This window comes from Reyranella sp., assembly GCF_052439685.1.
Taxonomy (GTDB): Bacteria; Pseudomonadota; Alphaproteobacteria; order Reyranellales; family Reyranellaceae; genus Reyranella.
Map to the genome: position 1 here is coordinate 302166 of NZ_JBQVQG010000002.1, position 21101 is coordinate 323266.

18 protein-coding genes are annotated in these 21101 nt (G+C 65.2%); 13 read left to right on the plus strand and 5 right to left on the minus strand.

What is annotated here, in order from left to right; all coding sequences use genetic code 11:
* Window positions 1-23: 23 nt before the first annotated feature.
* From dnaE to gloA, 13 genes are all read left to right on the plus strand, one after another.
* Window positions 24-3470: a DNA polymerase III subunit alpha gene (gene dnaE / locus ACT6UX_RS04560; RefSeq protein ID WP_444773950.1), complete on the plus strand. Its 3447-nt coding sequence runs from the start codon at window positions 24-26 to the stop codon at window positions 3468-3470.
* Window positions 3467-4486, plus strand: a complete 1020-nt coding sequence (locus tag ACT6UX_RS04565; RefSeq protein WP_444773951.1) for a DUF72 domain-containing protein — start codon at window positions 3467-3469, stop codon at window positions 4484-4486. The genes dnaE and ACT6UX_RS04565 overlap by 4 nt, the downstream gene beginning before the upstream one ends.
* 163 nt (window positions 4487-4649) lie before the next feature.
* On the plus strand, window positions 4650-5453 hold the full coding sequence (rpsB, locus tag ACT6UX_RS04570) for a 30S ribosomal protein S2 (protein WP_444773952.1): 804 nt from the start codon (window positions 4650-4652) through the stop codon (window positions 5451-5453).
* A gap of 75 nt (window positions 5454-5528) precedes the next feature.
* Window positions 5529-6455, plus strand: coding sequence for a translation elongation factor Ts (gene tsf / locus ACT6UX_RS04575; RefSeq protein ID WP_444773953.1), 927 nt, complete (start codon window positions 5529-5531; stop codon window positions 6453-6455).
* 65 nt (window positions 6456-6520) lie between these two features.
* On the plus strand, window positions 6521-7246 hold the full coding sequence (pyrH, locus tag ACT6UX_RS04580) for a UMP kinase (RefSeq protein ID WP_444773954.1): 726 nt from the start codon (window positions 6521-6523) through the stop codon (window positions 7244-7246).
* Window positions 7247-7248: 2 nt separating this feature from the next.
* On the plus strand, window positions 7249-7803 hold the full coding sequence (frr, locus tag ACT6UX_RS04585; protein ID WP_444773955.1) for a ribosome recycling factor: 555 nt from the start codon (window positions 7249-7251) through the stop codon (window positions 7801-7803).
* On the plus strand, window positions 7803-8543 hold the full coding sequence (locus ACT6UX_RS04590; protein ID WP_444773956.1) for an isoprenyl transferase: 741 nt from the start codon (window positions 7803-7805) through the stop codon (window positions 8541-8543). Before frr ends, ACT6UX_RS04590 begins: the two co-directional genes overlap by 1 nt.
* Window positions 8524-9216: a phosphatidate cytidylyltransferase gene (locus tag ACT6UX_RS04595; protein ID WP_444773957.1), complete on the plus strand. Its 693-nt coding sequence runs from the start codon at window positions 8524-8526 to the stop codon at window positions 9214-9216. Before ACT6UX_RS04590 ends, ACT6UX_RS04595 begins: the two co-directional genes overlap by 20 nt.
* On the plus strand, window positions 9201-10415 hold the full coding sequence (locus ACT6UX_RS04600; protein ID WP_444773958.1) for a 1-deoxy-D-xylulose-5-phosphate reductoisomerase: 1215 nt from the start codon (window positions 9201-9203) through the stop codon (window positions 10413-10415). Before ACT6UX_RS04595 ends, ACT6UX_RS04600 begins: the two co-directional genes overlap by 16 nt.
* Window positions 10416-10445: 30 nt before the next feature.
* A complete protein-coding gene (rseP, locus tag ACT6UX_RS04605) occupies window positions 10446-11825 on the plus strand; it encodes an RIP metalloprotease RseP (protein WP_444773959.1) in 1380 nt (459 codons plus the stop codon).
* 118 nt (window positions 11826-11943) lie between these two features.
* Complete coding sequence (gene bamA / locus ACT6UX_RS04610) at window positions 11944-14241, plus strand: outer membrane protein assembly factor BamA (RefSeq protein ID WP_444773960.1); 2298 nt, start codon at window positions 11944-11946, stop codon at window positions 14239-14241.
* A 17-nt stretch (window positions 14242-14258) separates the two neighbouring features.
* Window positions 14259-14735 carry a 3-hydroxyacyl-ACP dehydratase FabZ gene (gene fabZ / locus ACT6UX_RS04615; protein WP_444773961.1) on the plus strand — a complete coding sequence of 159 codons (477 nt, stop codon included), beginning with the start codon at window positions 14259-14261 and terminating at the stop codon, window positions 14733-14735.
* A 25-nt stretch (window positions 14736-14760) separates the two neighbouring features.
* Window positions 14761-15171, plus strand: a complete 411-nt coding sequence (gloA, locus tag ACT6UX_RS04620; RefSeq protein WP_444773962.1) for a lactoylglutathione lyase — start codon at window positions 14761-14763, stop codon at window positions 15169-15171.
* Window positions 15172-15333: 162 nt separating this feature from the next.
* Here gloA and ACT6UX_RS04625 read toward each other — a convergent pair whose 3' ends face one another.
* The 5 genes from ACT6UX_RS04625 to gltX form a co-directional block, all read right to left on the minus strand.
* Complete coding sequence (locus ACT6UX_RS04625) at window positions 15334-15537, minus strand: hypothetical protein (RefSeq protein WP_444773963.1); 204 nt, start codon at window positions 15535-15537, stop codon at window positions 15334-15336.
* A gap of 31 nt (window positions 15538-15568) precedes the next feature.
* The gene (locus ACT6UX_RS04630; protein ID WP_444773964.1) at window positions 15569-16867 is read right to left on the minus strand and encodes a citrate synthase; all 1299 of its coding nucleotides are present in this window, start codon (window positions 16865-16867) and stop codon (window positions 15569-15571) included.
* A 120-nt stretch (window positions 16868-16987) separates the two neighbouring features.
* Window positions 16988-17887 (minus strand): DMT family transporter, encoded by a 900-nt coding sequence (locus tag ACT6UX_RS04635; RefSeq protein WP_444773965.1) that lies wholly within the window; start codon window positions 17885-17887, stop codon window positions 16988-16990.
* A gap of 82 nt (window positions 17888-17969) precedes the next feature.
* Window positions 17970-19649 carry a glutamine--tRNA ligase/YqeY domain fusion protein gene (locus ACT6UX_RS04640; protein WP_444774131.1) on the minus strand — a complete coding sequence of 560 codons (1680 nt, stop codon included), beginning with the start codon at window positions 19647-19649 and terminating at the stop codon, window positions 17970-17972.
* Window positions 19650-19681: 32 nt separating this feature from the next.
* Window positions 19682-21085, minus strand: coding sequence for a glutamate--tRNA ligase (gene gltX, locus ACT6UX_RS04645; protein WP_444773966.1), 1404 nt, complete (start codon window positions 21083-21085; stop codon window positions 19682-19684).
* Between the last annotated feature and the right edge of the window lie 16 nt (window positions 21086-21101).

Below are 21101 nucleotides of genomic sequence, written 5' to 3' on the forward strand. Positions count from 1 at the left end.
AGGCTGCGGCGCGATGATGCTCCGTGGCAATCGCTGACTTCATCCATCTAAAAGTTCGTTCCGCCTATTCGCTCACCGAAGGCGCGAACAAGGTCGACAAGATCGTCTCCCTGGCGAAGGAGGCGGAGATGCCGGCGGTCGCGGTCACCGACCGCAACAACCTGTTCGGCGCGCTCGAATTCTCCCAGTACGCATCGAAGGCCGGCATCCAGCCGATCGTGGCATGCGACATCGGCATCCGGCGCGAGGAGGAGGGCGGCATCGCCACGGCGAGTAAGCTGCCGACCGTCGACTGGCTGACGCTTCTCGTGCAGAGCGAGGCGGGCTATCTCAACCTGATGCGCCTGGTGAGTCGCGCCCATCTCGAATTCAAGGCGGGATCGGTGGCTGCGATGCCTTTGGCAGAGCTCGAAGGCTCGACCGAGGGTCTCATCGCCATCACGGGCAGCAACGGCAGCGGCGTCGGCCGGCTGCTGGCGGCCGGCCAGACCCCGGCCGCGGAGCATCTGCTCGACCGGCTGCAGCACCTGTTCGCGGACCGCCTCTACCTCGAACTGCAGCGCCACGGCGAGGAGCTGGAACGCCGCATCGAGGTGCCGCTGATCGAGCTTGCCTATGCCCGCAACCTGCCGCTGGTCGCGACCAACGACGTCCACTTCCCGAAGAAATCGATGTACGAGGCGCACGACGTGCTTCTCTGCATCGAGCAGGGCGCGCATATCGAGGATCCGAACCGTCGTCGCCTGACACCGGAGCACTACTTCAAGTCCGCGGCCGAGATGCGCAGCCTGTTCTCGGACATTCCCGAGGCCTGCGACAACACGTTGGTGATCGCCCAGCGCTGTGCCTATATGCCGGCGCCGCGCAAGCCCATCCTGCCACGCTACACCAAGCTGGAAGGCCGCACCGAGGGCGAGGCCCTGCGCGACCTGGCGAAGACCGGACTCGACGAGCTCCGGACGCTGGGCCGGCTCGCGGACGGGATCGACTTCGCGCGCTACACGGAGCGGTTGACCTACGAACTCGACATGATCGAGCGCATGGGGTTCGCCGGCTACTTCCTGATCGTGGCCGACTTCATCCAGTGGGCCAAGGACCATGGCGTACCCGTGGGTCCGGGACGCGGCTCAGGCGCCGGCTCGCTGGTCGCCTGGTCCCTCAAGATCACCGATCTCGATCCGCTGCGCTGGGGGCTGCTGTTCGAGCGCTTCCTCAATCCCGAGCGCGTGTCGATGCCCGACTTCGACATCGACTTCTGCCAGGACAAGCGCGACCGCGTGATCCGCTACGTGCGCGACGAGTACGGGCACGACCGAGTCGCGGCGATCATCACCTTCGGCAAGCTGCAGGCGCGGGCGGTGCTGCGCGACGTCGGCCGCGTGCTGGGCATGCCCTACGGCCAGGTCGACCGGATCTGCAAGCTGGTGCCCAACAACCCGGCCAATCCGGTGACCTTGGCCAAGGCGCTGGAGACGGAGGACCTGCTCAAGGAGCAGTACAATGGCGACGAGGAGATCAAGCGGCTGATCGACCTCGCGCTGCAGCTCGAGGGCCTGTTCCGCAACGCCTCGACACACGCCGCCGGCGTGGTCATCGGCGACCGGCCGCTCGATCAGCTCGTGCCGCTGTTCCGCGATACCGACGGCGTCGATTCGCTGCCGGCCACCCAGTTCAACATGAAGTGGGTGGAGACGGCCGGGCTGGTGAAGTTCGACTTCCTCGGCCTCAAGACGCTGACCGTCATCGAGAAGGCCTGGGACTTCATCGGACGCGACAAGATCGACATTCCGCGGCTGCCGCTCGACGACCGAAAGACGTTCGAGTTGCTCTGCCGTGGCGACGGATCGGGCGTGTTCCAGCTCGAAGGCAACGGCATGCGCGACGTGCTGCGCAAGATGAAGCCCGACCGCTTCGAGGACATCATCGCCGTGGTGGCGCTCTACCGGCCGGGCCCGATGGAGAACATCCCGAGCTACATCAAGCGCAAGCATGGCGAGGAGGAGCCGGACTACCTGCATCCGCTGCTGGAAGGGATCCTGAAGGAGACCTACGGCATCATGATCTACCAGGAGCAGGTCATGCAGATCGCCCAGGTGTTGAGCGGCTATTCGCTGGGCGGCGCCGACCTGCTGCGCCGCGCGATGGGCAAGAAGATCAAGGCGGAGATGGATGCCCAGCGGGCGAGCTTCGTAGAGGGCGCCGAGAAGAACAACGTGAAGGCGGACAAGGCCTCGTCGATCTTCGACCAGGTCGACAAGTTCGCGGGCTACGGCTTCAACAAGAGTCACGCGGCCGCTTACGCGCTGGTCTGCTACCAGACGGCCTATCTCAAGGCCAACCATCCGGTCGAGTTCTTCGCCGCCACGATGACCCTCGACATGGGCAACGTGGAAAAGCTCAACGGCTATCGCCGCGACCTCGACAAGATCAACGTCCAGCTCCTGCCGCCGGATGTGAACAAGTCCTCGGCCGAGTTCACCGTCGAGCAGACCCCGGACGGCAAGAAGGCGATCCGCTACGCGCTGGCGGCCATCAAGGGCGTCGGCAAGGAAGCCATGAGCCGGCTCACCGAGGAGCGCGAGACGAACGGTCCCTTCAAGGACCTGTTCGACTTCGCCGAGCGGCTCGACCAGCGTGTCCTGAACAAGCGGCTGCTGGAAAGCCTCGTGAAGGCGGGCGCGTTCGACATGCTGAACAAGAACCGGGCCCAGACTTTCGCCACCGTCGAAGCGCTCACACGGCATTCCCAGGCGACGCACGAATCGCGTGGCAGCAGCCAGAACAACCTGTTCGGCGACGATACCGCCCAGCGCCGTCCGCAACTGCCCAAGGTGCCGGACTGGGCGCCGATGGAGCGACTGCAGAACGAGTTCGCAGCGATCGGCTTCTACCTGTCGTCGCATCCGCTCGCCGCCTACGAACGCAGCCTGCAGCGGCTCGGCGTCTGTCGCGCCGCCGACCTGTCGGCGCTGCTGGCGCGCGGTACGCCCGGGCGCATCAAGCTGGCCGGTACGGTCATCGACCGCATGGAGCGCACCTCGGCCAAGGGCAACCGGTTTGCCTTCCTCCAATGCTCCGACCAGTCCGGCGCCTTCGAATGCGTCGTCTTCAGCGAGCTTCTGAACTCCAAGCGCAATCTGCTCGAGGCGGGGCAGGCGGTTCTCATCTCGGTCGACGGCCGGCTCGACGGCGAGCAGGTCAAGCTGACGGCGCAGACCGTCGAGAAGCTCGACGATGCGGTCGCCAATTCGGCGGCGGGCCTGCGCATCGTGATCTCCGATCCCGTCGCGCTGGAGGCCCTGCGCAAGGCGCTGGAGGGCAAGCGCGGCCGGGGACGGGTCACGCTCGTCGTCCCAATGACGGAGGACTCCGAAGCCGAAGTCACCTTGCCCGGCGCCTATTCGATCGCAGGCGGGCTGCGCGACACGATCGGCAGCCTGCCGGGTGTCGCGCAGGTCGAGGAAATTTGAGCCGACAGCCCGGCCTCTTCGAAACCGGTGCGGCCCCGCCGCCCAGGCGGCGCGCGGCCGGCGCGGGCGATGTCCGGCCGGCGCGGGATTCGCCGCTGCTGGAAGCGCCGGTGCTGCCGCCCGACATCCGGCTCGGCACCTCTTCCTGGTTCTTTCCCGGTTGGCGCGGCCTCGTCTACGAGGGCGTCCATCCACAGGTGACGCTCAGCCGGAAGGGGCTGCAGGCCTATGCCCAGATCCCGCTGCTGCGCACCGTCAGTCTCGACCGGACCTTCTACGCGCCGCTCTCCGCAGTCGCCTATGCGCAGTATGCCAGCCAGGTGCCGGAGCATTTCAGCTTCGTCGTGAAGGCGCCGGCGCTCGTGTGCGACGCCGTGATGCGCGACGAGGAGGGCAGGGGCAAGGTCGCCAACCCACACTTCCTCGACCCGGGCCTGGCCACCCGCGAGTTCGTGCTGCCCTGCCTCGAAGGGCTGAAGGCCAAGGCTGGACCGTTGGTTTTCCAGATCTCGCCGCTGCCGCGTGGCCTCGCCGAGGAAACGCACCTCCTGATCGAACGGCTCGAGGCATTCTTTGGCGCGCTGCCGCGCGAACTGGGCAGCCAGACGCCCCTTTATGCGCTGGAGCTGCGAAATCCCGAACTTCTGACCCCGCGACTCATGCGCATGCTGGCGCGGGTGGACGTCCGCTACTGCGTCGGCCTCCATGACCGGATGCCCGAGGTCGAGCGGCAGGAAACCGCGCTCAGGGTCCTGGACGAGGACGAGCCGGGCCCGCTCGTGGTGCGCTGGAACCTGCACCGCGGCTTCCTCTATCAGGCAGCCAAGCAGCGCTACGAGCCGTTCGACCGGCTGGTCGACGAGGACGTCGAGACCCGCCAGGTGCTGGCCCGGATGGTCGCGACAGCTCACAAGGCAGGCCGCAAGGTGTGGATCACGGCGAACAACAAGGCCGAGGGCAGCGCGCCGCTGTCGGTCCTCGAACTGTCACGCGAGATCGCCAAAACGATCGCCTAAGGCCTTGATTTCACTGGCGCTTGCATTTTAGCCGCCAACCTCCTAGAAACGCGCCACTTCGCACGCGGGTTTGCGGTCGACGGGGAGACATCCCGCCGCTCGCTCCGGTGTTCCCATGTCGGGGACGACGCCCGCGGAGGCTCAACCGGAAAAGGAGAACGGCATGACCATGCCGACGTTTACGATGCGCCAGCTGCTGGAAGCCGGCGTCCATTTCGGCCATCACACGCGCCGCTGGAACCCGAAGATGAAGCCGTACCTGTTCGGGGTGCGCAACGGGATCCATATCATCGATCTCACCAAGACCGTGCCGCTGCTCGAGCAGGCGCTGCGCCAGGTTCGCGACGTCGTCGCGAGCGGTGGCCGCGTGCTCTTCGTCGGCACCAAGCCGGCCGCGGCCGAGCGGGTCGCCGAGGCGGCCAAGCGCTGCGGCCAGTACTACGTGAATCACCGCTGGCTGGGCGGCATGATCACGAACTGGAACACGATTTCCGCGTCGATCAAGCGCCTGCGTGAGCTGGACGAGCGCCTCAAGGGCGACGTCGTCGGTCTCACCAAGAAGGAACAGCTCGACCTGACGCGCGAGCGCGACAAGCTCGAGCGGTCGCTGGGCGGCATCAAGGAAATGGGCGGCACGCCCGACCTGCTGTTCATCATCGACACCAACAAGGAATCGATCGCGGTGCTGGAAGCCCGCAAGCGCGGCATTCCGATCGTGGCGGTGGTCGACAGCAATTCGGATCCCGACGGCATCGACTTCCCGATCCCGGGCAATGACGATGCGATCCGCGCCGTGTCGCTCTACTGCGACCTGCTCTCGAGCTCGGTGCTCGACGGCATCCGCGCCGAAATCGCCGCCACCGGCGGAGACGTGGGCGCGATGAGCGAAATGCCGGCCGAGGAATTTCCCGTCGCCGAGGCCCCCGCGGCCGAGGCAACGCCGGCCGAGGCAACGCCGGCCGAGTAGACCGGCCCCTCATCAACGCAAGACAAACGGGGCCGGTCGCAAGACCGGCCCTTATTGTACCAAACGGAGCAAGACATGGCTGAGATCACTGCATCGCTCGTCAAGGAACTGCGCGAGAAGACCGGCGCGGGCATGATGGATTGCAAGAAGGCGCTGGGCGAGACGGCGGGCGACGTCGAAAAGGCGGTCGACTGGCTGCGCACCAAGGGCCTGTCGGCGGCCTCCAAGAAGGCCGGCCGCGTCGCCGCCGAGGGCCTGGTCGGCGTGGCGGCCGACGGCACCCGCGGCGCTGTCGTCGAGGTTAATGCCGAGACCGATTTCGTCGGCCGCAACGATCAGTTCCAGAAGTTCGTGGCCGCCTCGACCAGGCTCGCGCTCGAGCATGGCGGCGATCTCGCCAAGGTCGCGGCGTCGCCGTTCCCGGGCACGGGTCGTGACGTCCAGGGTGAACTCACCAACCTGATCGCCACGATCGGCGAGAATATGAGCCTGCGCCGCGCCGCCTCGCTGTCGGTATCCGACGGCGTGGTCGTGGCCTACACCCACAACGCCGTCGCGCCGGACCTCGGCAAGATCGGGGTGCTGATCGCGCTCGAGTCGACGGGCGACAAGGCCAAGCTCGGGGCGCTCGCCAAGCAGCTCGCCATGCACGTGGCGGCGACCAATCCGCAGTCGCTCACCGTTGCCGACCTCGACCAGGCGGCGATCGAGCGCGAGCGCGCGGTCCTCGCCGAGAAGGCCGGCCAGCAGGGCAAGACCGCCGAGATCGTCACCAAGATGGTCGAGGGCGGCCTGCGCAAGTTCCACCAGGAGGTGGTGCTGCTCGAACAGGCTTTCGTGATCGACGGCAAGACCAAGGTCTCGAAGGTCGTCGAGGAGGCCGCCAAGCTGGTCGGCGCTCCGGTCCAGCTGACCGGCTTCCTGCGCTTTGCCCTGGGCGAGGGCATCGAGAAGAAGAACGAGGACTTCGCGGCCGAGGTGGCTGCCCAGCTCAAGAAGTAGTATTGAACTCCATCGGCGCGCGGACTGGGTCCGCGCGCCCAAAACCAACCAATCAGAGGCATCTGATGCCGTCGGGCCCCCAATATCGCCGCGTCCTTCTCAAGCTCTCTGGCGAAGGGCTCATGGGGAATCGAGAATACGGTCTCGACCCCGATATGGTCGGAATGGTCGCACAGGAAGTGAAGGCCGTGCACGACATGGGCGTGCAGGTCTGCCTGGTGATCGGCGGCGGCAATATCTTTCGCGGCGTGTCCGGAGCGGCCTCAGGCATGGACCGGGCCAGCGGAGACTACATGGGCATGCTGGCGACGGTGATCAATTCGCTCGCCATGCAGAGCGCCCTCGAGCGTCAGGGCCTGCAGACGCGGGTCCAGTCGGCGATCCCGATGACGACGGTGTGCGAGCCCTATATCCGGCGCCGCGCCGTGCGCCACATGGAGAAGGGTCGCGTCGTGATCTTCGCGGCCGGCACCGGCAATCCCTTCTTTACCACCGATACGGCCGCGGCTCTGCGCGCCGCCGAGATGGGGGCGGATGCCCTGCTGAAGGGAACGCAGGTGGACGGGGTCTATTCCGCGGATCCGCTCAAGGACAAGAACGCCCAGCGCTACGACACGCTCACCTATCTGGAAGTGCTGGCCCGCGACCTGCAGGTCATGGATGCTTCTGCCATCTCGCTTGCCCGCGAGAACCGCATTCCCATCATCGTCTTCGACATCCACAAGCCCGGCGCGTTCGCTTCGACGATGCGCGGCGAGGGAACCTTCACGATCATCAAGAACGAGGCCTGAACATGTCTGCCGACCTCAACGAGCTCGAGAAGCGCATGCATGGCGCGATGGATGCGCTGAAGAAGGAATTTGGCGGCCTGCGGACAGGACGGGCTTCGGTGAACCTGCTCGATCCGGTGATGGTGGAAGCCTACGGCCAGCGCATGCCGCTGAACCAGGTCGGCACCGTCAGCGCGCCGGAGCCGCGGCTTCTCACTGTTAGCGTCTGGGACAAGGGCCTTGTCACGCCGACCGCCAAGGCGATCCGCGAATCCGGGCTCGGCCTCAACCCGTCTCCGGATGGCCAGATGATCCGAATCCCGATCCCCGAGCTGACCACGGAGCGGCGCAACGAGCTCGCCAAGCTGGCACACAAATATGCCGAGCAGGGCAAGGTGGCTGTGCGCAATGTTCGTCGCGATGGCATGGATGCACTGAAGAAAGCCGAGAAGGACCACAAGATCTCGGAGGACGAGCATCGCCAGAAGGCCGACGAGGTCCAGAAGCTGACCGACCGGTTCGTCAAGCTGGTCGACGACGCATTGGTCCATAAGGAAAAAGAGATCAAGACGGTCTGATGCCCACGGCGCCGTTGCCCGCCAATCCCGACGCCGGGGCGGGACCCCAGCACGTCGCCATCATCATGGATGGCAATGGGCGATGGGCAAAGGCGCGTGGTCTGCCCCGGATTGCGGGGCATCGCCGGGGAGCCGACGCGGTGCGCCGGGTCGTGCGCGGCGCCGGCGAGTTGGGAATACCCGTCCTGACGCTGTTCGCCTTCTCGACCGAGAACTGGGCGCGGCCGGCGGACGAGGTTGCCGATCTGATGGGCCTGCTGCGCCATTATCTGCGCAGCGAACTGGACGAGCTGCGGAAGAACGGCGCCAGGCTGCGGGTCATCGGCAACCGGGACGGGTTGGCGGGCGACATCGTCCGCGACATCGCCGAAGCCGAGAGCACGACGGCAACCAACACGCGGATCGACGTCAACATCTGCATCAACTATGGCGCGCGAGACGAGATCCTGCGGGCGACGCGGCGTCTGGCGAAGCGCGTGGCGGCGGGAGAGATCGCGGCTGACAGCATCGACCAGGCGAGCTTCGAGGGTGAGCTGCTGACCGCGGGCCTGCCCGATCCCGACCTGCTCATCCGGACGAGCGGTGAGCAGCGGATCAGCAATTTCCTGCTTTGGCAGTGTGCCTATTCGGAGCTGGTTTTCGTCGACACGCTATGGCCGGACTTCGGCAAGGATCACCTGGAACACGCCATCGTGGAGTTCCGCAGGCGCGAGCGGCGTTATGGCGGCATCGGGAAATAGCCTCCCGGCGCCGGGCGGGCGCTTCGGCGGCCTGCTGCTGCGGGCGCTGTCAGCCGTTGTGCTGGGGCCGCTGCTGCTCGCGGCGGTCTGGTTCGGCTTTCCCTGGATCGACCTGGTGGCCGCCGTCGCGGCGCCCGTCATGATCCTCGAATGGACGCGGCTGACCCGTGGCGCGCCTGTCCTGCGCATCCTCGCCTGCCTCTATGGGCTCGCCGCCCTGGTCGCGCTTCTCTGGCTGCGCCACCAGCCGGCTTCGGGACGTGAGACCATCCTCTGGGTGCTCGCCTGCATCTGGGCCACCGACATCGGCGCCTACTTCGTGGGACGCACGGCCGGCGGTGCGAAGCTCGCGCCGAGCATCAGCCCGGGCAAGACGTGGTCCGGTTTGATTGGCGGCATGGCCTGGGCGGCCGTCGCCAGCGCCGGGGTCGGCTATGCGTTTGGCCTGGGGGAAACCGTTCATCTGGCACTCGCCGGCGCGGCGCTCGCGATCGTGGGACAGGCGGGCGATCTGCTCGAGTCGGCGGCCAAGCGGCGGGCCGGCGTCAAGGACAGCGGGCGCCTCATTCCGGGCCACGGCGGGCTGCTCGACCGGATCGACGGTCTGATGGCCGTCCTTGTCGCGGTGGCGATCGCCCGCCTGGTCGCCGGCGGCGCATGGCCCTGGACATGAAGAAATGGGTCGCGCCGTCCCACGATAACCCGCGTCATGTGACGATCCTGGGCTCGACCGGCTCGGTCGGGCAGAGCACCGTCGATCTCATCGAACGTGATCCGGCGCGCTACCGCGTCGAAGCGCTCGTTGCCCGCCGTTCGGTGGAACTGCTGGCGGAGCAGGCGAGGCGGCTGCGGGCGCGACTCGCGGTGGTCGCGGACCCTGATCAGTACCGTTCCCTCAAGGAGGCGCTGGCCGGCACCTCGATCGAAGTCGCGGCCGGCCCCGAAGCGGTCGTGGAAGCCGCATCGCGCCCGGCCGAATGGGTGATGGCTGCCGTCGTCGGATTCGCAGGCCTGGCGCCGACGCTCGTGGCGGCCCGCCGCGGTGCCATGGTGGCGCTTGCCAACAAGGAGGCGCTGGTCTGTGCCGGGCGTCTGCTGATGGACGCGATCGAGCAATCGGGCGGAGTCCTGCTGCCGGTGGATTCCGAGCACAACGCAATCTTCCAGGTGTTCGAGCCGGCCCAGCATCGCGCGGTCGACCGGCTCATCCTGACCGCGTCGGGAGGACCGTTCCGCAACTGGTCGCTGGCCGACATGGCCGAAGTGACGCCGGAGCAGGCCCTGGCCCATCCCAACTGGGACATGGGCGACAAGATCTCGATCGATTCAGCCACCATGATGAACAAGGGGCTCGAACTCATCGAGGCGCAGCTCCTGTTTGGACTGCCGGAAAGCCAGGTCGACATCGTCGTGCACCCGCAATCGGTGATCCATTCGATGGTCGCCTACTGCGACGGCTCGGTCCTCGCGCAACTCGGGACCGCCGACATGCGCATCCCGATCAGCCATGCGCTGGGCTGGCCGTCGCGCATCGACGGGCCGGCAGCGAAGCTCGATTTCATGGGCATTCCGGCCTTGACCTTCGAGCGGCCCGATTCCGGCCGCTTTCCCGCTCTAAGGCTGGCAAGAGAAGCGTTGATGACGGGCGGCTATGCTCCGATCGTTCTGAACGCGGCGAACGAAGCGGCGGTGGCGGCCTTCCTTGCGCGCCAGATCCGCTTCCTCGACATCGCCCGGACCGTCGAGGATGTTATGTCCGGTTGGAACGGCCTCTCGGAGCCGGTCGAAGGCCTGCAGCAGGTCGAGGCGGCCGACCTGGAGGCGCGCAGGCTGGCGGAGGACATCTGCCGGACGAGACTGCAGAGTGGTTGAAGTACTGTGAGATTTGAGGTCGAGTAGGGCATGCAGAGTATGGTCAGCCTGTTTACGACGTATCTGCCGTACTTCGTCCTCGTATTGACGTTGCTCGTCTTCGTTCACGAATACGGTCACTACTGGGTTGGACGTCGCTTCGGCATCCATGCGGAGGTCTTCTCGATCGGCTTCGGTCCCGAGATCTTCGGCTGGACCGACCGCAACGGCACCCGCTGGAAGATTTCGGCGATCCCGCTTGGCGGCTACGTCAAGTTCCTGGGCGACAGCGATGCAACGAGCGCTACGCCGACCGACGAGGCCCTGTCGCCCACCGACCGTCGGCGGGCCTTTTTCAGCCAGCCGCTCTATGCCCGCGCCGCGGTCGTGCTGGGCGGGCCCGTGGCCAATCTCCTGTTCGCGTTCGTCCTGCTGACGGGCGTCTATTTCTTCGCCGGCGAGCCCTTCACGCCGGCAACCGTCGCTGTGCAGGCCGATGGCCCGGCGGCCAAAGCGGGCCTGCGTTCGGGCGACGAGATCGTGCGTCTGGCCGACAAGCGCGTCGACCGTTACGAGGACATCCAGGAATCCCAGTTCCTCTACTGGGCCAAGCCGATGTCGGTCGAGTACCGCCGCGGCAACCAGCTCCTGCGCGGCGAGATTCAGCCGCATTACTGTGAGCGCACGGATCGCTACAACAATACGCTGCGCTACGGCGATCTCGGCATCGATCAGTATATTCGCCCGGTCGTCGGCGGCTTCACGGCCAACAGCCCGGCCGAGGCGGCCGGCCTGAAGGTCGGCGATCTCCTGGTGGCGATCGACGGCAAGCCGGTCGACTATTTCTCGCGCATCCCGGAGCTGATCGGCAGCCGTGGCGGCGAGCCGGTGACCGTCAAGTACGATCGGGACGGGCGCTTCGGCGAGACGACGGTGGTGCCGATCGTCGACAAGGTGGTCGATTGCGCTGGCAAGGAGCAGATCGTCGGCCGCCTGCGTATTCGTCCTGCCGCTGTGACCGAGCTCCGTGACCATGGCGTGATCGGCGCCATGGGGGCAGGGGTGCGCGCCGTCTGGGGGATGACGTCGATGTTCTACACGTCGATGGGACAGATCCTGACCGCGGCCCGACCTGTGGATGAATTGGGCGGGCCGATCCGCATCGCCAAGGCGGCGGGCGAGGCATCCTATGCGGGCTGGGCCGGAATCCTCAATCTCGTCATCGCCTTGTCTGTAGTACTGGGCATCTTCAACCTTCTGCCGGTCCCCATGCTCGATGGCGGCCATCTCGCGATGTATGCTTACGAAGCGGTGCGCGGTAAGCCTCTCAGCCTGCGGGCCCAGGAGATCGGATTGAAGCTCGGATTTGCACTGGTGATCGGCATGGCGCTGATCGCAACTTTCAATGACATCAGGCTTTTGCTGCGCTGAGTTGATGCGTTGTCGCGACTTCGGAACGGGGGACAAAAGGGGTGGCTTAGTCCCCTTTGCCGGTCTAGAAAGCTGCGTTCACGTCTTTGACCATCGGCAGGTCTGACTGGCGCCGGGGGTGAGTTTGATCGTTCGTTGGGCCGTACTGGCCGTCTTCGCAATCCTGGCCTTCACCGCCCCGGCACACGCGCAGCGTGGCGCTGCCGTAAGCGGTGCGATTTCCGGGATCCAGATCCAGGGTAATGTCCGCTCGGAGCCGGAGACGATTCGGTCGTACCTTCAGCTCAAGGTCGGCGAGCCGTTCGACGCGGCCGCGGCGGACCGTTCGCTGAAGGCGCTGTTCGCGACGGGATTGTTTGCCGACGTCGTGCTCGAGATGCAGGGCACGACCCTCGTCGTGAAGGTCACGGAAAATCCGATCATCAATCGCGTCGCCTTCGAGGGAAACAAGAAGATCGACGACGACAAGCTGCGCGACGAAGTGCAGTCCAAGCCGCGACAGGTCTTCACCCGCGCGCGCGCGCAGTCGGACGTCGACCGGATCCTGACCATCTATCGCCGCAGCGGCCGCTATAACGCCTCGGTCGAGCCGAAGATCATCAGGCTCGAACAGGGACGGGTCGACGTCGTGTTCGAGATCAACGAAGGCGATGTCACGGGCGTGAAGCGCATCAGCTTCGTCGGCAACGAGGCGTTCGGCGACGGCACCCTGAGAGGCAAGATCCGGACCTCCGAGAGCGCCTGGTGGCGTTTCCTGAGTTCGGATGACCGCTTCGATCCCGACCGTCTGAACCTCGATCGCGAGCTTCTGCGCAAATTCTACCTCTCCGAAGGCTATGCGGATTTCCGCGTGGTTTCGTCGGTCGCCGAACTTGCTCCGAACCGCGAAGGATTCTTCATCACCTTCACGATCCATGAGGGCGATCGCTACAAGTTCGGGAAAGTCGACGTCACCAGCCGCTTCCAGGGTCTCAACGTCGACGTCCTCAAGTCCTTCCTGACCATCGCCGAGGGCGACTGGTACGATGCCAACGCGGTCGAGAAGTCGGTCTCGAACATTTCCGAGGCGGTCGGATCGCTGGGTTACGCGTTCGTGGACGTGCGGCCGAACATCCGGCGCAACCGGGACAACAATACCGTCGACGTGACCTTCGATGTCCAGGAAGGGCCGCGCGTCTATGTCGAGCGCATCAACATTTCGGGCAATACGCGCACCCTCGACAAGGTGATCCGCCGTGAATTCCGCCTGGCTGAGGGTGACGCCTTCAGCACGGCCAAGGTGAGGCGCAGCGAGCAGCGTCTGCGCAACCTCGGCTTCTTCGAGAAGGTCGATATCGCTGCGGCACCGGGCTCGGCGCCCGACAAGACCAACCTTGAGGTCCAGGTCGTCGAGCAGAGCACGGGTGAAATCTCCCTCGGCGCCGGCTATTCGACCACGGCCGGAATCGTGGGCGACATCTCGGTCAAGGAACGCAACCTGCTCGGCAAGGGCCAGGAAGCGCGAGTCGGCCTGTCCATCGGTACGCTGAGTACCTCGATCGACCTTGGATTCACCGAACCCTACTTCATGGATCGGCAGCTTTCGGCTGGCATCGACGTCTTCAGGACATCGAACGATCGCCAGAACATCGCGAGCTATAGCGATCGGAGCGTGGGATTCGCCCTGCGTGCCGGCTGGGCCTACTCGGAGGAAATCCGTCAGTTGGTTCGCTATACGCTGCGGCAGACCGACATCTACAACGTCCAGCCCTGGGCTTCCTACATCATCCAGCAGAACCAGGGCACACAGGTCGTGTCCGAACTGTCGGAGACGCTGATCTGGGATACCCGCGACCAGCGCCTGAACGCCACCAAGGGCTGGCTGGTGCGCAATTCGATCGCCGCGGCGGGCCTCATCGGCACCGAGCAGTACATCCGCACCACCGCCGACGCGGTCTATTACAGGTCGCTTTTCGAGGATGTCGTGCTGTCGGTCGGCGGCTCCGCGGGTCTGATCTTCCCGTTCAACAACTCCTACATCCGCCTGAACAACCTGTTCTTCATCGGCGGCGACACCATGCGCGGCTTCACCGTGGGCGGCATCGGGCCGCGCGACGCCAACACGACGGATTCGCTGGGTGGCCAGTTCTACTACACGGGTACGACCGAGCTTTCTTATCCGCTGCCGATGGTTCCCAAGGAAGTGGGACTGCTGGGTAAGGCGTTCGTGGACGTGGGATCGCTCTGGGGCGTCCAGGCGCAAAGCTACGGTCTGGCGTCCGTCCTGACCAGCCAGCTCATGCGCGTCTCGACCGGCGTAGGCGTCCAGTGGATCTCGCCTTTCGGTCCCATCCGGATCGACTATGCGATACCCCTGCAATATGAATCGTGGGACAAGCAGCAGGCCGTGCGTTTCAGCTTCGGCACGCGCTTCTGAGCGGAGAGGCCACGGTCATGAACGTCCAGATTGAGAACAGCAGCCCCGCCACAGCCACCTCCGTCGACATCAAGCGGATCCTGGAGATGATCCCGCACCGCTACCCGATGCTGATGGTCGATCGTGTGATCGACATGCAGCTCGACCGGAGCGCGGTGGGGATCAAGAACGTCACCATCAACGAGCCGTTCTTCCAGGGCCATTTTCCTTCCGAGCCGGTCATGCCGGGGGTTCTCGTCGTGGAAGCGATGGCACAGACGGCGTGTGTGCTCGTCGTCTCGACATTCGGCGCCGAGTCGGAAGGCAAGCTCGTCTATTTCATGTCGATTGACGGCGTGAGGTTCCGTCGCCCGGTGGTGCCGGGCGACCGTCTCGAGCTGCACGTGACCAAGGTGCAGAGCCGCGCCAATGTCTGGAAGTTTTCAGGCAAGGCGATCGTCGACGGCAAGCTGGCGGCGGAAGCGACGTTCGCCGCCATGATCCGCGACCGCTGAACCGCGAACGAGCAGGGAGGGGATGATGCCCGATACCCAGTCCAATTTCCGCATGTTGCACACGATGATCCGCGTCGTGGATCTCGACAAGTCGCTGGCCTTCTACACCGGTCCGCTGGGCATGAAGCTCCTGCGCAAGCGCGACGTGCCGGACGGTAAGTACAGCCTGGCCTTCGTTGGCTACGGCGACGAGCCCGAGCATTGCGTCGTCGAGCTGACCCACAACTGGGATCAGGCGAAGCCCTACGAACTCGGTACCGGATTCGGCCATCTCGCGATCGGCGTCCCCGATGTCTACAAGCTGTGCGAGGACGTCACGAAGGCAGGCGGCAAGGTCACTCGGCCGGCCGGTCCGGTGAAATTCGGGACGACCGTCATCGCTTTCGTCGAAGATCCTGACGGCTACAAGATCGAACTGATCGAGCGCAAGGGCTGAGAGGGCCGAGCGAAGCTTAGCCGGCGGGAGCGACAAGACATTGTCTGCGGCAATGTCCAAGAGCGCCGAATGAAGAACGGCACACGAAGCTCGTAACCTTCCACACCCGCGCACAGAAAAAAGGCCCGCATCGCGGGCCTTTTTCATTGGAACGGCTCGATCCTAGAAAAATCGCCAGTTCGCGGCCACCAAGGCCACGGCTGCGCCGAGAAGCCCGGCCACGAACATCCAGGTCCGCACGCCCGGGCGGCGGAAATTGTCGTTGGCGGGACGGCCCACCCGCACGATGCGCGGCTGGGCCTTGGGTGTGTGGGTGGCCGCCCAGGATGTTTCCCCCTGGCGCGGCCCGAACGATGATCTTGCCATGTATTTCTCGCTTCCCTCCCGGACAGCGATTTTAGCCCCGCATATGAAGCGGCTTGTAGGGACGCTCGGTGTGGCCGTTGTAGAGCTGACGGGGACGGCCGATCTTCTGGTCCGGATCCTCGATCATCTCGTTCCACTGCGAAATCCATCCGACGGTACGAGCCACCGCGAAGAGAACGGTGAACATGGACGTCGGGATGCCGATCGCGCGGAAAATAATGCCCGAGTAGAAGTCAACGTTCGGATAGAGCTTCTTCGAGACGAAATAGTCGTCCTTGAGGGCGATCTGCTCCATTTCCATGGCCAGCTCGAGCAGCGGGTCATGGGTGACCCCCAGCGAGGTCAGGACCTCGTGACAGGTCTGGCGCATGACTTTGGCGCGCGGGTCGTAGTTCTTGTAGACGCGGTGGCCGAAGCCCATGAGGCGGGTGTGATCGGCCTTGTCCTTCACGCGCGACAGGAAGCCCGGGATGTTCTGCTTGCCGCCGATCTCGTTCAGCATGTTGATGACGGCTTCGTTGGCGCCGCCATGGCTCGGGCCCCACAGCGAGGCGATGCCCGCGGCGATGCACGCGAACGGGTTGGCGCCCGAGGAGCCGGCGAGGCGGACCGTCGACGTCGAGGCGTTCTGCTCATGGTCGGCATGGAGCATGAGGATGCGGTCCATCGCCTTTTCGACGATCGGGTTGACCTCGTATTCCTCGGCCGGAACCGAGAACATCATGCGCAGGAAGTTGGCGGCGTAGGACAGGTCGTTGCGCGGATAGACGAACGGCTGACCCACCGAATACTTGTAGGCCATCGCCGCGATCGTCGGCATCTTGGCGACCAGGCGATAGGAGGCGACCATGCGCTGATGCGGATCATGGATGTCGAGCGAGTCGTGATAGAAGGCCGACAGGGCGCCGACCACGCCACAGCAGATCGCCATCGGATGAGCGTCGCGCCGGAAGCCACGATAGAACTGGCTGAGCTGCTCATGGACCATCGTGTGGTTCGTGATGTCCTTCACGAACTTGTCCTTCTGCGCCTTGTTCGGCAGATCGCCCTTCATCAGCAGATAGGCGACTTCCATGAAGTCGCTCTGCTCGGCGAGTTCGGCGATGTTGTAGCCGCGATGGAGCAGCAGGCCTTCGTCGCCGTCGATGTAGGTGATCTTCGAGCCGCACGAGCCGGTCGAGGTGAAGCCCGGATCGTAGGTGAACATCCCCGACTCGCCGTAGAACTTACGGACGTCGACCAGGCGCGGGCCGAGGGTGCCGTGGATGATCGGCATCTCGTAGGTCTTGCCGGTTTCGTTGTCGGTCAGCGTCGCGGTCGATTTGGCCATTGGTGAACTCTTTTCCAGGCTCGATTCAAGCAAGGCGCGCGCATCCCGTTGGATGCCGTTCGCCGGTTCGGCGGCACCCTAACAAGCCCCTAAAGAAGGCGCAATTGAACAGCCGGGGCGCTATTTCGCGGGGCGTAGAAAACGCACGATCCGGCCGTCGATCGCGGCCAGCGAAAGGCCGATCAGGGCCATGCCGGCGAAGTGCCGGGGCGCCAGCCGCTCACCGAGGATGAGGGCGCCGAGCAGGATCGCGGTGACCGGTATCAGAAAGGTAACCAGCAGGAGGTTCGTTGCCCCGGCAGCCGCAAGAATGCGGAAATACAGGACGTAAGCGAGCGCGGTCGAAAGCAGGGCAAGTCCCGCGAGTGCAGCCCATGTCGCGGGGCCGGGAGGGACGGGCTGTATCCAGGGTTGGTCGACGACCAGCATGATCGGCAGAATCAACATGGCGCTCAGGGTGACCTGACCGGTGGCGGCCTCGAGCGGCGCCACGCCCATCCTCGCGAAGCGCCGTCCGTAGACACCGGCGAAGGCATAGGAGAGGGCGGCTCCGAGACAGGCGATCTGGCCTGCCGTGCCCCGGCTGGTGCCGATCGCGTCGGCTCCCATCAACACCGCGACGCCTCCGATGCCGATGAAGAGCGCGCCGAGTTTGAGGCCGCCGATCCGTTCGTCATGAGTGACGAAGTGCGCAACCAGCAGGGTGAAGAGCGGCGTGGTGGCGTTGAGGATCGAGGCCAGCCCGGATTCGATCTGCGTCTGGCTCCAGAAGATCAGGCCGAATGGGACGAGGTTGTTCAGCAGGCCCATCGCGGCGTAAGTGCGAAGAGGTGCCCCGGCGCGGAACAGGTTCCGGCCGGATGAGAGCAACACCAGATTGAGCGCGAGCGCGGCCAGCGCCACACGACAGAACACCACCGTGAGCGGCGCGAGCTCGACCAGAGCCACCTTGGCGAAGAAGAAGGAGCCGCCCCACAGGACGGACAGCGACACCAGCCAGATCCAGATACGCAGGCTCATGGGGGTAACCTGCCGGCATCGCGCGGACCGATCTATCCGGCTGCGGACAGCAATCGCGCTTCGTCTCGCGGCAGCGCTACTCCTAACTCTGGACCTGCACCTTTGCCCAGCTGTCGCGTAACTCGATCGTGCGGTTGAACACCAGAGCCGTCGACCGACTCGCGAGGTCCGGGCAGAAATAGCCCAGCCGCTCGAACTGCACGGCTTGCCCTTCAGGTATCTCCGCCAAGGAGGGCTCCAGCAGCGCGCCCGACACGACTTCGAGCGAGCCCGGATTCAGGTCGGCGTCGAGATCGCCACCGGCGCCCGGATCAGGACGGTTGAAGAGCATGCTGTACAATCGGACCTCGGCGGGAAGTGCATCCCGGGCGGACACCCAGTGCAGGGTGGCCTTTACCTTTCGACCGTCCGGCGCGTTGCCGCCGCGGCTTGCTGGATCGTAGGTGCAGCGCAGTTCGACCACGTTGCCGTCTGCGTCCTTGATCACCTCGCGGCAGGTGACGAGATAAGCGTAGCGCAACCTGACCTCTCGGCCGACCGCCAGCCGGAAGAATTTGTTCGACGGGTTCTCCATGAAGTCGTCGCGCTCGACGAAGATTTCCCGGCCGAAGCGAAGGGTACGCGTGCCGGCGGCCGGATCCCCCGGATGGTTGACGGCCTCCAGTTCTTCGACGTGGTCTTCGGGAAAGTTCTCGATCACGAGCTTCAGCGGCCGGAGGACCGCCATGCGCCGATGCGCCACCTGATTGAGCTGGTCTCGGATCGCGTGATCGAACATGGCGAGATCGACGACGCTGTTGGCCTTGGACATGCCGATGCGCCGAACGAAGTCGCGGATCGCCTTCGGCGGCACGCCGCGGCGGCGCAGGCCTGCGAGGGTCGGCATGCGCGGATCGTCCCAGCCGCTCACGATGTGGCGCCGCACCAGATCCGTCAGGTGGCGCTTGGAAAGGACGGTGTAGCCGATATTGAGGCGGGCGAATTCGGTCTGGCGCGGCCGCGCCGGCACCGGCAAGTGGTCGAGGAACCAGTCGTATAGGGGACGATGGTCCGCGAACTCCAGGGTGCAAAGTGAGTGCGTGACATGTTCCAGGGCGTCGGACTGGCCATGTGCGAAATCATAGGTCGGGTAGATGCACCACTCAGTGCCGGTGCGCGGGTGAGACGCGTGCAGGATGCGATACAAGACGGGGTCGCGCAGGTTCATGTTGCCGGACGCAAGGTCGATCTTTGCGCGCAACACGCAGGCGCCGTTGGGAAACTTGCCGGCGCGCATATCGCGAAACAAGCCGAGATTCGTTTCCACCGAGCGGTCGCGATCTGGCGAGGCGCGTCCCGGTTCGGTCAGCGTGCCACGCATTGCTCGCATCTCGTCGGGCGGCGTGTCGTCGACATAGGCGAGGCCGGCGCGAATGAGGTGCTCGGCCCAGTCGTACAGCGTCTGGAAATAGTCTGACGCATGGTACAGATGTTCGCCCCAGTCGAAGCCGAGCCAATTTACGTCCCGCTTGATGGCGTCGATAAATTCCTGCTCCTCCTTCACGGGGTTGGTATCGTCGAAGCGAAGGTGGCAGCGGCCGCCATACTCGGTCGCAATTCCGAAATTCAGGCAGATCGACTTTGCGTGGCCGAGATGCAGGTAGCCGTTCGGCTCCGGCGGAAAGCGAGTAACGATGCTTTGCACTTTTCCGCTGGCGAGATCCGACTGAACCAGGTCGCGAATGAAATCGCGCGCCTCTTCGTTCGCAGCGGCCCCCGGCATCGACTTCTTGTCATCCATTACCTGTCTCCCGTTCAAGCGGCGGCCGCCAGCAAACGAACCTTGCTCTCGGCAGGCCCCAGCACGGCCAGCACTTCGAAGATGCCGGGCGAAGCGGTCGAGCCGGTCAGCGCGACGCGGAGCGGCTGAGCGACCTGGCCGAGCTTCAGCCCGTTCGCCTCGGCGAACTCACGCACGGCGTCTTCGAGCGCCTTTTCGCTCCAGTCGCTCGCCTGCATCTCCAACGCCGGCGCGAGATTCGCCATCACGGCACGGGCGTCGGGTGTCAGCAGCGCGCGGGCCTTGTCGTCGGCGATCGGCGGCGCGCCAGCGCGGGCGTAGAAGGCAAGACTGTCCGCGAGTTCGATCAGGGTGCGCGCGCGCTGCTTCACGCCGGAGAGGCCGCGCACGATGCGCTCGCGGCCAGCAGCATCGACGGTGCCGAGCTTCTCCTCGATGCGCGGTAGCACGAGCGGCACGAGCTCGGCATCCGGCGTCTCGCGCAAGTAATGGGCGTTGAGGTTGGTGAGCTTGGCCAGATCGAAGCGCGAGGCCGAGCGGCCGACACCTGCGAGGTCGAACCATTCGATCGCCTGCGCCGTCGAGATGATCTCGTCGTCGCCATGGCCCCAGCCCAGCCGCAGCAGGTAGTTGCGCAGCGCCGCCGGCAGGAAGCCCATGTCGCGATAGGCGTCGACGCCCAACGCCCCGTGACGCTTGCTGAGCTTGGCGCCGTCGGGCCCGTGGATCAGGGGGATGTGTGCATAGACCGGCTCCGCCCAGCCCATCGCGCGGATAATCTGGAGCTGGCGAAAGGCGTTGTTCAGATGGTCGTCGCCGCGGATCACATGGGTCACGCCCATGTCGTGATCGTCGACGACGACGGCCAGCATGTAGGTCGGCGTCCCGTCGGCACGGAGCAGGATCATGTCGTCGAGCTGCGCGTTATCGACCGTGACCTCGCCCTGGACCGCGTCCTTGATGACCGTCTGGCCGGACTGCGGCGCCTTGAGACGCACGACCGGCATGACGCCCGCAGGCGCTTCCTTCGGGCCGCGGTCGCGCCAGCGGCCGTCGTAGCGCATTGGCTTGCCTGCGGCCTTCTGCGCCGCGCGCATCTCGTCGAGCTCCTGCGGCGAGGCATAGCAATGATAGGCATGGCCCTTGGCCAGCATCTCCAGCGCAACCTCGGCGTGTCGGGCGGCGCGCGAAAACTGGTAGGTGACCTCGCCATCCCAGGGCAGGCCGAGCCACGACAGACCGTCGAGGATCGCGGCGATCGCCGGCTCCGTCGAGCGCGCGCGGTCAGTGTCCTCGATGCGCAGCAGGTACTTGCCGCCGTGATGCTTGGCGAACAGCCAGTTGAACAGGGCCGTGCGGGCGCCGCCGATATGCAGGTAGCCGGTGGGTGAGGGGGCGAAGCGGGTAACGACGGTCATTGGCCTGGGATCATGC